This window comes from Streptomyces bauhiniae (assembly GCF_004784475.1).
Taxonomy (GTDB): domain Bacteria; phylum Actinomycetota; class Actinomycetes; order Streptomycetales; family Streptomycetaceae; genus Streptomyces; species Streptomyces seoulensis.
In genome coordinates this window covers 375,684-387,888 of record NZ_SRRT01000003.1, presented here as the reverse complement: position 1 = coordinate 387,888, position 12,205 = coordinate 375,684, and the positions used below count along the sequence as shown (strand labels likewise).

Below are 12,205 nucleotides of genomic sequence, written 5' to 3'. Positions count from 1 at the left end.
GGCGAACACCACCCGACACCTGGCGTCCCGGCGCTCACCCGCACGGACACCGCGCCCCGTACTGTTCACCGGGTGAGCACTCTCCGACGCGCCCGGTACCAGTTCAAGGCGCACCCCCTCACACTCGACGCGGTCATCGCGGCGGCCGTGCTGCTGTGCATGATCAGCAGCGCCTTCGCCGCACCGGACGGCGACCACGGCGTGGACTGGGGCGCCCGGCCGCCGGGCGTGGTGAGCCTGCTGCTGATGGTCCTGGCCGCCGCCGCCCTCGTCCTGCGCCGCCGCTCCGCGCTCGCCGTACTGGCCGCCACCGGCACCTTCGCGCTGATCGAGTGCGTCACCGGCGACCCCCGCGCCCCCGTGGCGATGGCCGCCGTCATCGCCCTGTACACCGTGGCCTCCACCACCGACCGGGCCACCACCTGGCGGGTCGGACTGCTCACCATGACCGTGCTGACGGTGGCCGCCATGGCCGCCGGACCGCTGCCCTGGTACGCGCAGGAGAACCTCGCCCTCGTCGCCTGGACCGGCATCGGCGCCACCGCGGGCGACGCCGTCCGCAGCCACCGTGCCTATGTGCGGGCCATCCGGGAGCGCGCCGAACGCGCCGAGCGCACCCGCGAGGAGGAGGCCCGGCGCCGGGTCGCCGAGGAACGGCTGCGCATCGCCCGCGAACTGCACGACGTGGTCGCCCACCACATCGCCCTGGTCAACGTGCAGGCCGGTGTCGTCGCCCACGTCATGGACCGGCGCCCCGACCAGGCCAAGGAGGCCCTCGCGCACGTCCGCGAGGCCAGCCGCTCGGCGCTGGACGAACTGCGCGCCACGGTCGGCCTGCTCCGCCAGTCCGACGACCCCGCCGCGCCCACCGAACCCGCCTCCGGCCTCGGCCGCCTCGACGAACTCGCCGGCACCTTCCGCAACGCCGGACTGCCCGTCCAGGTGGCCCGCGCCGATCAGGACACCGAACTCCCGGCCGCCGTCGACCTGGCCGCCTACCGGATCGTGCAGGAAGCCCTCACCAACGCCCAGAAGCACGCCGGAACCGGCGCCAAGGCCGAGGTCAGCGTCGTCCGGGTCGGGCCGAACATCGAGGTCAGCGTGCTGGACGACGGCGCCGGCGCCACCGGGGCGACCGGCACCGGCGGCGGACACGGGCTGCTCGGCATGCGCGAGCGGGTCACCGCGCTCGGCGGCACCCTCACCACCGGCCCCCGGTACGGCGGCGGCTTCCGCGTCCATGCCATCCTGCCGGTCCAGACCCGTGCCGGGGCCGAGAGGAAGCCCGTATGACCATCCGTGTCCTGCTCGCCGACGACCAGGCCCTGCTGCGCAGCGCGTTCCGGGTACTGGTCGACTCCGAGCCCGGCATGGCCGTGGTGGGCGAGGCGTCCGACGGCGCCGAGGCGGTGCGGCTGGCCAAGGAGTGCGCCGCCGACGTCGTCCTGATGGACATCCGGATGCCCGGCACCGACGGCCTCGCCGCCACCCGCCTGATCGGCGCCGACCCGGCCCTCGCCCACGTCCGCGTGGTCATCCTGACCACCTTCGAGGTCGACGACTACGTGGTACGGGCACTGCGCGCCGGCGCCTCCGGGTTCCTCGGCAAGGGCAGCGAGCCGGAAGAGCTGCTCACCGCGATCCGGCTCGCCGCGAGCGGGGAGGCGCTGCTGTCCCCGGCCGCCACCAAGGGCCTGATCGCCCGCTTCCTCGCCCAGTCCGACGCCCCCGCCCCCGACCCGGCCCGGCTGGCCAGGCTCGACGCGCTCACCGTCCGGGAACGCGAGGTGCTCGTGCTGGTGGCCGGCGGCCACTCCAACGACGAGATCGCCGAGCGGCTCGAGGTCAGCCCGCTCACCGTGAAGACGCACGTCAACCGGGCCATGGCCAAGCTGGGCGCCCGCGACCGGGCCCAGCTCGTCGTCATCGCCTACGAGTCCGGGCTGGTCCGCCCGAGGTCGGACTGACCCCCGGCCGCGCTACTGCGCGCGGAGTACCGGCCCGCGAAGGAAATGGACCTGGGGGCTACGGGTCGGGCCCCGATGATGGACCAGGGTGTGAGGTGGGCGCACAGACGCGTCCCGCCGCAGCTTCTGCCGCTCACAGAAGAGAGACCCTGTCCCATGTCCTGGCTGTCCCGTTTCAGCCTCGCGCAACGGGCCCTGATCGGCCTGATGTCGCTCATCGCGCTGGTCTTCGGGCTCATCGCGATACCCCAGATCAAGCAGCAACTGCTGCCCACCATCGACCTGCCCATGGTCTCGGTGATCGCCCCCTACCAGGGCGCCTCGCCCGACGTGGTGGAGAAGCAGGTCGTCGAGCCGATCGAGGACAGCCTCCAGGGCGTCGACGGCGTCACCTCGGTCACCTCCACCGCCAGCGAGGGCAACGCCGTGATCATGGCGTCCTTCGACTACGGCAACGACACCAAGCGGCTCGTCACCGACGTCCAGCAGGCCGTCAACCGTGCCCGCGCCCAGCTCCCGGACACCGTCGACCCCCAAGTCGTCTCCGGCTCCACCGACGACATGCCGACCGTGGTGCTCGCCGCGTCCTCCGGCACCGACCAGCAGGCGCTCGCCGACAAGCTGGACCGTACGGTCGTCCCGGCGCTGAAGGACATCGACGGCGTCGGCCGGGTCCAGGTCATGGGCGTGCGCGACCTCCAGGTCGCCGTCACCCCGGACGACGCCAAGCTCGCCAAGGCGGGGATCGGCCCGGCCGCGCTCATCCCGGCGCTCCAGGCGGGCGGCGCGTCCGTCCCGGCGGGTTCCTTCGACGAGAACGGCGCCAACCGCACCGTCCAGGTCGGCGGCGGCTTCACCTCACTGGACCAGATCAAGGACCTGCGTATCGCGGGCCAGGGCGGAGGGAAGCCCGTACGCCTGGCCGACGTGGCGACCGTCGCGGAGCGGCCGGCCCCGGCCGACGCGCTGACCCGGACCGACGGCAAGCCGAGTCTCGCGGTCAACGTCACGATGGACCACGACGGCAGTGCGGTCGCCATCTCCGAAGCCGTCGAGGACCAGCTCCCCAAGCTCCGGGCCGACCTGGGCAAGGACGCCAAGCTCACGGTCGTCAGCGACCAGGGGCCCGAGGTGTCCAAGGCCATCGACGGCCTGACCACCGAGGGCGCGCTCGGCCTGCTGTTCGCCGTGCTGATCATCCTGGTCTTCCTGGCCTCGGTCCGCTCCACGCTGGTCACCGCGGTCTCCATCCCGCTCTCCGTGGTGCTGGCGCTGCTGGTGCTGTGGACGCGCGGTCTGTCGCTGAACATGCTCACGCTGGGCGCGCTGACCATCGCCATCGGCCGGGTCGTGGACGACTCGATCGTGGTGCTGGAGAACATCAAGCGGCACCTCGGCTACGGCGAGGAGCGCAAGGAGGCCATCCTCGGCGCCGTCCGCGAGGTCGCCGGCGCGGTCACCTCCTCCACCCTGACCACGGTCGCCGTCTTCCTGCCGATCGGCCTGGTCGGCGGCATGGTGGGCGCCCTGTTCGGCTCGTTCAGCATCACCGTGACGGCCGCCCTGCTGGCCTCGCTGCTGGTGTCGCTGACCGTGGTGCCGGTGCTGTCGTACTGGTTCCTGCGCGCCCCCAAGGGCACCCCCGAGGACGCCGAGGAGGCCCGCCGCCGGGCCGAGGAGAAGGAGGCGAACAGCCGCCTCCAGCGTCTCTACGTCCCCGTGCTGCGGTTCGCCACCCGGCGCCGGCTGGTCAGCCTGCTGATCGCGGTCGTCGTGCTGTTCGGCACCTTCGGCATGGCCGGGCTGCTGAAGACCAACTTCTTCGACCAGGGCGAGCAGCAGGTCCTCACCGTCAAGCAGAAGCTGAAGCCCGGCACCAGCCTCGCCGCGACCGACGCGCAGGCCAGGCGGGTGGAGAAGCTGCTCGGCGGGATCGACGGCATCAAGGACTACCAGGTCACCGTCGGCTCCTCCGGCTTCATGGCCGCCTTCGGCGGCGGCACCGACACCAACCAGGCGTCGTACCAGATCATGCTGAAGGACTCCGGCTCCGCCGCCGACGTGCAGCGCGAGCTGGAGGACGGGCTGAAGAAGCTGGACGGCGCGGGCACCACCACCGTCTCGGCGGGCGCGGCCTTCGGTAACCAGGACCTCAGCGTCGTGGTCAAGGCCGCCGACCCCGCGACCTTGCGCACGGCGGCCGAGAAGGTGCGCTCCACCGTGGCCGGCCTGGACGACGTCACCGACGTCACCAGCGACCTCGCGCAGAGCGTGCCGCGCATCTCGGTGCGCGCCAACGCCAAGGCGGCCGCGGCCGGGTTCGACGAGCAGAAGCTCGGCGCGGCGGTCGCCCAGTCGGTGCGCGGTGTTCCGGCGGGCAAGGCCGTCCTGGACGACACCGAGCGCGATGTCGTCGTACGGTCCGCCCACCCGGCCGCCACGCTGGCCCAGTTGAAGGGGCTGCGGCTTGGTGCGGTGAAGCTCGGTGACATCGCCACGGTGAAGCTGGTCGACGGGCCGGTGTCGATGACCCGGATCGACGGTCAGCGCGCGGCGACCGTCACGGCCAAGCCGACCGGGGACAACACCGGCGCGGTCAGCACCCAGCTCCAGTCGAAGATCAAGGCCCTGAAGCTCCCGGCGGGCGCCACGGCCGAGATCGGCGGGGTCTCCTCCGACCAGGACGACGCCTTCAAGAACCTGGGTCTGGCCATGCTGGCGGCCATCGCCATCGTGTTCATGCTGCTGGTGGCGACCTTCCGCTCGCTGGTCCAGCCGCTGATCCTGCTGGTCTCCATCCCGTTCGCGGCGACCGGCGCGATCGGCCTGCTCATCCTCACCGGCACCCCGATGGGTGTCCCGGCGATGATCGGCATGCTGATGCTCATCGGCATCGTGGTGACCAACGCGATCGTGCTGATCGACCTGATCAACCAGTACCGCTCGCAGGGGTACGGGGTCGTCGAGGCCGTCGTCGAGGGCGGCCGCCACCGGCTCCGCCCGATCCTCATGACCGCCCTGGCGACGATCTTCGCCCTCCTCCCGATGGCCCTCGGCGTCACCGGCGAGGGCGGCTTCATCGCCCAGCCCCTGGCGGTCGTGGTCATCGGCGGCCTGATCACCTCCACCCTCCTGACCCTCCTCCTCGTCCCGACGCTCTACGCGATGGTCGAGCTGAGAAAGGAACGCCGAGCAGCCAAGAAGGCGGCGAAGCGGACCCCGGAGCAGGAGCCGAGCAGCTCGGACGAGCCGGAGACGGCCGGAGTCTGATCGGCACCCCAACAGGCAGAGGCCCGTCGAACACCCTCAAGGTGTCCGACGGGCCTCTGTCGTAGACAGGTGCCGCTACGGAAGCGCCAGCATCCGCTCCAGGGCCAGCTTGGCGAATGCCTCCGTTTCGCGGTCCACCTCGATGCGGTTGACCAAGGTGCCCTCGGCGAGGGACTCGAGGGTCCAGACGAGGTGGGGGAGGTCGATGCGGTTCATGGTGGAGCAGAAGCAGACCGTCTTGTCGAGGAAGACGATCTCCTTGCCCTCGGGCGCGAACCGGTTCGCCAGCCGCCGGACGAGGTTCAGCTCGGTGCCGATGGCCCACTTGGAGCCGGCCGGAGCCGCCTCCAGCGTCTTGATGATGTACTCCGTCGAGCCGACGTAGTCCGCCGCGGCCACGACCTCGTGCCGGCACTCGGGGTGCACCAGGACGTTGACACCCGGCACCCGCTCCCGCACGTCCTCGACCGACTCCAGGCTGAAGCGCCCGTGCACGGAGCAGTGCCCGCGCCACAGGATCATCTTCGCGTCCCGGAGCTGCTCGACGGTGAGCCCGCCGTTCGGCTTGTGCGGGTTGTAGAGGACGCAGTCTTCCAGGGACATCCCCATGTCCCGGACGGCGGTGTTGCGCCCGAGGTGCTGGTCGGGCAGGAACAGCACCTTCTCGCCCTGCTGGAAGGCCCACTCCAGCGCCCGCTCGGCGTTGGACGAGGTGCAGATGGTCCCGCCGTGCTTGCCGGTGAACGCCTTGATGTCCGCGGAGGAGTTCATGTACGACACCGGCACGACCTGCTCGGCGACGCCCGCCTCGGTCAGCACGTCCCAGCACTCCGCGACCTGCTCGGCCGTGGCCATGTCGGCCATCGAGCACCCGGCCGCGAGGTCCGGCAGCACGACCTTCTGGTCGTCGGTGGTGAGGATGTCCGCCGACTCGGCCATGAAGTGCACACCGCAGAACACGATGTACTCGGCGTCCGGCCGGGCGGCCGCGTCACGGGCCAGCTTGAAGGAGTCACCGGTGACGTCCGCGAACTGGATGACCTCGTCCCGCTGGTAGTGGTGGCCGAGGACGAAGACCTTGCTGCCGAGCTTCTCCTTGGCCGCGCGGGCACGCGCCACCAGGTCCGGGTCGGACGGCTCGGGCAGATCGCCGGGGCATTCGACGCCCCGCTCGCTCCTCGGGTCGGCCCCGCGGCCGAGCAGCAGCAGGGCGAGCGGAGACGGCTGTACGTCGAGCTGCGGGGTCTGGGCGGTGGTCACGGCACCTACCCTTTCTACTTTTCGTCTAACTGACGTTATCTATCATAACCGCTTCACGTCACTTTGACGATGGCGATAGCGTCCATGTGACGTGAATCCCGGCCTCTCCGGCACCGGCCCGCTGCCCCCTCTTCCGCCCGTGTGCGAGCATGAAGAGAGAGCGAAACGCGGCCAGACGGTCCGCCCGGCCCGGAATGAATCGGCCGGCGCGCCGGTTGCACTGGTCGGAAAGCAGTCTCCGTACAACTTGGGAGAGATGTAGATGTCCGTATCGGACGAGACCAGCACCGTCACCGACGGCATCATCGTGACCGACGCCGCCGCGGCCAAGGTCAAGGCACTGCTCGACCAGGAAGGCCGGGACGACCTCGCCCTGCGCGTTGCCGTCCAGCCCGGCGGCTGCTCCGGTCTGCGCTACCAGCTCTTCTTCGACGAGCGCTCGCTCGACGGCGACGTCGTGAAGGACTTCGACGGCGTCAAGGTCGTCACCGACCGCATGAGCGCCCCGTACCTGGGCGGCGCCACCATCGACTTCGTGGACACGATCGAGAAGCAGGGCTTCACGATCGACAACCCGAACGCGACGGGCTCCTGCGCCTGCGGCGACTCCTTCAGCTAAACTCGGCCCCACAGCCGCGACACGACGGCGGCGGCCCCTCCTTGCGAGGGACCGCCGCCGTCGTCGTGTGCGGAGGTGTCAGCGGGGGAGCAGGCTCTGCTCCGCCTTCGGCACCCGGTCCCCGTCGGTGCCGACCACCGCGCGGTCCGCGAGGGGGGCGTCCAGGGAGACGGTACGGGCGTACTCCCTGGCCATGGCGACGCAGTTGCCCGGCTCCGGCTTCTCGATGACCGTGACCGTCACCCGGCCCGCGCTCTCCCGTGCCGCCGCGCTGAAGTCGGCGCACACCCCGCCCATGAAGCGCACGGTCAGCTTCCGGCCCTCGGTGCGGTACCCCTCCACCTTCACCCCGCGCTCCTTCGGCGCCGTCGGCGCTTCGGCGGAGGCGGAGGCCAGATACTTCGGGTCGACCGCCGGGTGCGCCACCGTGAAACCGCCCCGCGCCGCCGAGCCGCGCACCTCGAACAGCCAGGACGGTACGAGGGCCTGGCGGCCGTCCACCGACTGCGCGGCCAGCCCGAACACCGCCTTCTCGACCGTCACCGAAGCGGCCTTCGGCGCGGCGGGGGAGCCGGTGCCGGCGCCGCACGGCTGCTCCAGGCGGTCCTCCAGCGGCACCGGGCTCGCACATCCGCCGATGCCCATCCGGTGGCCCTCGGCGGGCTGCTTGTTCATCAGCTTCACCGTGTCGGCCGCGCCCAGCACGGGGTACGTGGCGCCCTTCGTCAGCCGCGCCAGCATGCCGTGGCCGCCGACGATGTCGCCCTTCTCGTCCACGGTCAGGCCGGTCGTCCAGCCGTAGGTGGGCAGACCGTCCACCAGCGGGTCGGCGTTCACCACCCGCCGGCCGCCCATCACCTGGCTCGCGTCGAGCTTCGCGCCGTCCTGCCCGAGCGCCTTCAGTACCGGCCGCGCCACCCGCTCCGCCTCGGTGGTGCCGACCGGCTCGTCCGCCGGGGCGGCCGGGTCCTGCGAACAGACGGTGATCTTGCGGCAGTTGTCGGTGCCGGGCGCGTAACGGGTGTACGACCAGTCGGCGCCGGTCACCCGCAGCACGGGCCCGCCCTCCCGCTCCCCGGCCCGCCAGCCGTTCCCGTCGGCCACAGGGACGCCGTCGATCCCCAACGCCTTGGCCAGCCGGGCCACTTCGTCCTTGCCGGCCTTGTCGCCCGCGAGGTGGACGGGGGCGGAGTCGGGGCCGTCGGGGAGGTCGCCCTTGACGACGTAGTGGACGGCGCCGTTGGGGTCGGGCTCCCCGACGGCGATGCCGGGGGAGCCGGGGGCGCTGTCGAGGGCGAGGGGCGGGGGAGCGCCATTGCTGCCGGCCGGCTTCTCGTCGCCCCCGGCCCCGGAGGCCAGCCAGGCGCCCCCGCCACCGACGAGCAGCACGGCGGCGGCGACGGAGGCGACGATCGCGGCGGTCCGGGGGCGTCGGGCGGGAGAGGCGGGGCCGTCCTGACCGGCCTGGCCGACAGCGGCAACCTCGCCCACAGCCTCCGGAGCCTCGTCAGCCTCCGGGGCCCCCAGAGCCTCCGACACCTCGCCGGCCTCCCGCCGCTCCGCCGCCTCCGCGGCCCCGGCGGGCTCGGGGCGATCCGTCGCCTCCGTGGCCCCGGCGGGCTCAGGGCTTTCCGCGGTCCCGGCGGCCTCCGACGCCTTGGCGCCCCTCCGACGCTCCGTCGCCTTCGCGGCCCCAGCGGGCTCCAGGCTCTCCGTCGCCTCTGTGGCCCCGGCGGGTTCCGGGCCCTCCGTCGCCTCCGTGGCCCCGGCAGGCTCAGGGCTCTCCGCGGTCCCGCCGGCCTCCGACGCTTCGGTGCCCCTCCGACGCTCCGTCGCCTCCGCGGGTTCCGGGCCCTCCGTCGCCTCCGTGGCCCCGGCAGGCTCAGGGCTCTCCGCGGTCCCGCCGGCCTCCGACGCCTCCGCGGCCCCAGAGCGCTCCGCAGGCTCGCCGGGCTTCAGGCTTTCCGTGTTCCCCTGGGCCTTCGATGCGGCCGAGGTCGCCGCAGGCTCCTCCGCCGACTCGGACGGGTCCGGGTTCTCGGGTCGCTCCGTGGTCACCGCATCGCTCCTCGCTGCTCGTGCCCCGCGTCTCCCGCGCGGGGGACGGCGGTGGGACGCGTGAGGGGAGCGCACGGTTCCCTGCCGCGCGCCCCGGCGGAGGAGCCTGCCGAACCGCCGGAGGCAGCCTCAGTCGCCGTACTCGGACATCTCGTCCACCAGTCGAGCGGAGCGATGCGGCACCCGGACCCCGTGGATCAGTGAGGGCGGGACCGGGTGGGTGGCCGGGTGCTCGGGCGGGGCCCAGTGCGGGGCCATGCGGGCGCAGTCACCGCGCAGCGCGGGGAGGTCCACTTCGAGATCGTCGGGCCTGAGGTTCGTCATGAGCGCACCGTAGGCACGGCAGGGCCGGTGAAGAAAGATCTACTATCGGGTAGTTTTCCCCGCTTCAGCGGCTGCCCGATTACGGGTAGCGTGAACTGTCAGCTCCCCCTCCCGCCAGGAGAACGCCTGCCGTGCGCATCGCAGTCACCGGCTCCATCGCCACCGACCACCTCATGACCTTCCCCGGCCGCTTCGCCGACCAGTTCGTAGCGGACCAACTGCACACGGTCTCGCTCTCCTTCCTCGTCGACAATCTGGACGTGCGCCGGGGCGGCGTGGGCGCCAACATCGCCTTCGGCATGGGCCAGCTCGGCACCCGGCCGATCCTCGTCGGCGCGGCGGGCTTCGACTTCGACGAGTACCGCTCCTGGCTCGACCGCCATGGCGTGGACACCGAGTCGGTCCGTATCTCGGAGACCCTGCACACCGCCCGCTTCGTGTGCACCACCGACTCCGACCACAACCAGATCGGCTCCTTCTACACCGGCGCGATGAGCGAGGCCCGGCTGATCGAGCTGAAGACGGTCGCGGACCGGGTGGGCGGGCTGGACCTCGTCCTCATCGGCGCGGACGACCCGGAGGGGATGCTCCGGCACACCGAGGAGTGCCGGTCCCGGTCCATCCCGTTCGCCGCGGACTTCTCCCAGCAGATCGCCCGTATGGAGGGTGAGGAGATCCGGATACTGCTGGACGGTGCGACGTACCTGTTCTCCAACGAGTACGAGAAGGGGCTCATCGAGTCCAAGACCGGCTGGAGCGATGAGCAGATTCTCGCGAAGGTCGGGCACCGGGTGACGACGCTTGGTTCGCGCGGGGTGCGGATCGAGCGGGTCGGTGAGGACCCGATCGAGGTCGGGTGCCCGGATGAGGAGCGTAAGGCTGATCCCACGGGTGTGGGCGACGCCTTCCGGGCCGGGTTCCTTTCCGGGCTTGCCTGGGGGGTCTCGCTGGAGCGGGCGGCTCAGGTCGGGTGCATGCTGGCGACGCTCGTCATCGAGACGGTGGGTACGCAGGAGTACCAGCTTCGGCGGGCGCACTTCATGGATCGGTTCACGAAGGCGTACGGGGAGGATGCGGCTGCCGAGGTTCGTGAGTACCTCAGCTAAGTCCTAGCCTTGACGGGTCCGTGGTTCGCTGCGGGCCCGTTGGGGCTGGTCGCGCAGTTCCCCGCGCCCCTGAGGTAGCTGCCCCTCAGCCTCTTGGTTAGCTCACCCGGCGGACGATGTAGGCACGTCCCCGCTCCGCCTCCTCCTCGCCCACGTACTCCTGGCCCCGCATCTCGCACCATGCCGGGATGTCCAGGCGGGCTGCCTCGTCGTCCGAGAGGACGCGGACCGTGCCGCCTACGGGGACCTCGGGGAAGACCTTGGCCAGTTCGATCACCGGGATCGGGCAGCGTTTGCCGAGGGAGTCGACCACCAGCTCCGCCGCGCGTTGCCGCACCTGGGGCTCCGGGGCGCCGAGCTGGGAGCGGACTCCCGCCACCACGCCCGGCAGCACCTCCAGGAAGCGGTCGACCTCCTCCGACGCGACGCCCGGCGGCAGCGACACGCGGACGTTGCCCTCGCTCAGTACGCCCATCGCCTTGAGGACATGGCTCGGGGTCAGGGTGCCGCTGGTGCAGGAGGAGCCGGAGGAGACGGAGAAGCCGGCCCGGTCCAGCTCGGTCAGCAGCACCTCGCCGTCGACGTACAGGCAGGAGAACGTGACGATCCCCGGCAGCCGCCGCTCCGGATCGCCCACCACCTCCACGTCCGGCACCGACTGCGGTACCCGCGCCCGGATGCGCTCGGTCAGCGCCCGCAGCCGTACCGCCTCCGCGTCGGCCTCGGCCCGTACCGCCCGCAGCGCGGCCACCGAGGCCACGATCGCCGGGATGTTGCCGAAGCCGGAGACGCGCCCCGACTCCCGTTCCTCGCCCGGACCCTGGGCCGCGAAGCGGACGCCCTTGCGCACCACCAGCAGGCCCACGCCCGTGGGGCCGCCCCACTTGTGCGCGCTGGCCGTCAGCAGCGACCAGCCCTCGGGCACCGGACCCCAGCCCAGCGACTGGGCCGCGTCCACCAGCAACGGCACCCCGGCCGCCCGGCACGCCCCGGCCACCTCGGCCACCGGCTGCACGGTGCCCACCTCGTGGTTGGCCGACTGCAGACACGCCAGCGCGGTGTCCGTACGCAGCGCATCCGCGTACGCCGACGGGTCCACCGCCCCCGCCCGGCTGACGCCCACTCGGGTGACAGCACCGCCCTGGGCCTCGAACGCGTCCGCCGAATGGAGGACCGAGGAATGTTCGACCGCTGACACGATCAGGTGACGTCCGACGCGCCGCCGCCCGGCCAACGCCCCCGCCACACCGTCGTGCACGGCCCGCGTCCCCGACGACGTGAACACCACCTCGTCCGCCCGGCACCCCACCACCTCGGCCGCCGCCTCCCGAGCAGCGTCCAGCAGCAACCGAGCCCGCCGCCCCTCCCGGTACAACCGCCCAGGATCACCCCACCCCTCGTCCAAGGACGCCAACAACGCCTGACGAGCGACAGGATGAAGCGCACCACCAGAAGCAACATCGAAGAAAGCCACGGCTCAACGTTAGAACGCCGTCCAGTCCTGCCAACCTGGGGGCGCGGGGCTGTGTCCATCTGCGGCTCCGCCGCGGGGCGCGACAAGCCACAACGGCGCCGCACAAACCCCCAAACCGCAACAACAA

General features: G+C 71.9%; 9 protein-coding genes. 5 read left to right on the top strand and 4 right to left on the bottom strand.

The window, feature by feature from the left end:
* Positions 1-72 precede the first annotated feature (72 nt).
* The 3 genes from E5083_RS11825 (at position 73) to E5083_RS11815 (ending at position 5,237) form a co-directional block, all read left to right on the top strand.
* The gene (locus E5083_RS11825) at positions 73-1,293 is read left to right on the top strand and encodes a sensor histidine kinase (protein ID WP_135785593.1); all 1,221 of its coding nucleotides are present in this window, start codon (positions 73-75) and stop codon (positions 1,291-1,293) included.
* Positions 1,290-1,967 carry a response regulator gene (locus E5083_RS11820; RefSeq protein ID WP_135785592.1) on the top strand — a complete coding sequence of 226 codons (678 nt, stop codon included), beginning with the start codon at positions 1,290-1,292 and terminating at the stop codon, positions 1,965-1,967. Before E5083_RS11825 ends, E5083_RS11820 begins: the two co-directional genes overlap by 4 nt.
* A 156-nt stretch (positions 1,968-2,123) precedes the next feature.
* Complete coding sequence (locus E5083_RS11815; RefSeq protein ID WP_135785591.1) at positions 2,124-5,237, top strand: efflux RND transporter permease subunit; 3,114 nt, start codon at positions 2,124-2,126, stop codon at positions 5,235-5,237.
* A 75-nt stretch (positions 5,238-5,312) separates the two neighbouring features.
* Here E5083_RS11815 and nadA read toward each other — a convergent pair whose 3' ends face one another.
* Positions 5,313-6,497 carry a quinolinate synthase NadA gene (nadA, locus tag E5083_RS11810; RefSeq protein WP_135785590.1) on the bottom strand — a complete coding sequence of 395 codons (1,185 nt, stop codon included), beginning with the start codon at positions 6,495-6,497 and terminating at the stop codon, positions 5,313-5,315.
* A gap of 262 nt (positions 6,498-6,759) precedes the next feature.
* Here nadA and erpA point away from each other — a divergent pair, with 262 nt between their 5' ends.
* Positions 6,760-7,116, top strand: a complete 357-nt coding sequence (gene erpA, locus E5083_RS11800; RefSeq protein ID WP_030807593.1) for an iron-sulfur cluster insertion protein ErpA — start codon at positions 6,760-6,762, stop codon at positions 7,114-7,116.
* A gap of 78 nt (positions 7,117-7,194) precedes the next feature.
* On the opposite strand, the gene E5083_RS11795 is transcribed toward erpA, so the two are convergent.
* Positions 7,195-8,607, bottom strand: coding sequence for a hypothetical protein (locus E5083_RS11795; RefSeq protein ID WP_244317478.1), 1,413 nt, complete (start codon positions 8,605-8,607; stop codon positions 7,195-7,197).
* A 696-nt stretch (positions 8,608-9,303) separates the two neighbouring features.
* Complete coding sequence (locus tag E5083_RS11790; RefSeq protein WP_135785587.1) at positions 9,304-9,498, bottom strand: hypothetical protein; 195 nt, start codon at positions 9,496-9,498, stop codon at positions 9,304-9,306.
* Positions 9,499-9,629: 131 nt separating this feature from the next.
* On the opposite strand from E5083_RS11790, the gene E5083_RS11785 reads away from it, so the two are divergent.
* Positions 9,630-10,604, top strand: coding sequence for a carbohydrate kinase family protein (locus E5083_RS11785; RefSeq protein ID WP_135785586.1), 975 nt, complete (start codon positions 9,630-9,632; stop codon positions 10,602-10,604).
* Between the two features lie 97 nt (positions 10,605-10,701).
* On the opposite strand, the gene E5083_RS11780 is transcribed toward E5083_RS11785, so the two are convergent.
* Positions 10,702-12,078 (bottom strand): cysteine desulfurase/sulfurtransferase TusA family protein, encoded by a 1,377-nt coding sequence (locus E5083_RS11780; protein ID WP_135785585.1) that lies wholly within the window; start codon positions 12,076-12,078, stop codon positions 10,702-10,704.
* Between the last annotated feature and the right edge of the window lie 127 nt (positions 12,079-12,205).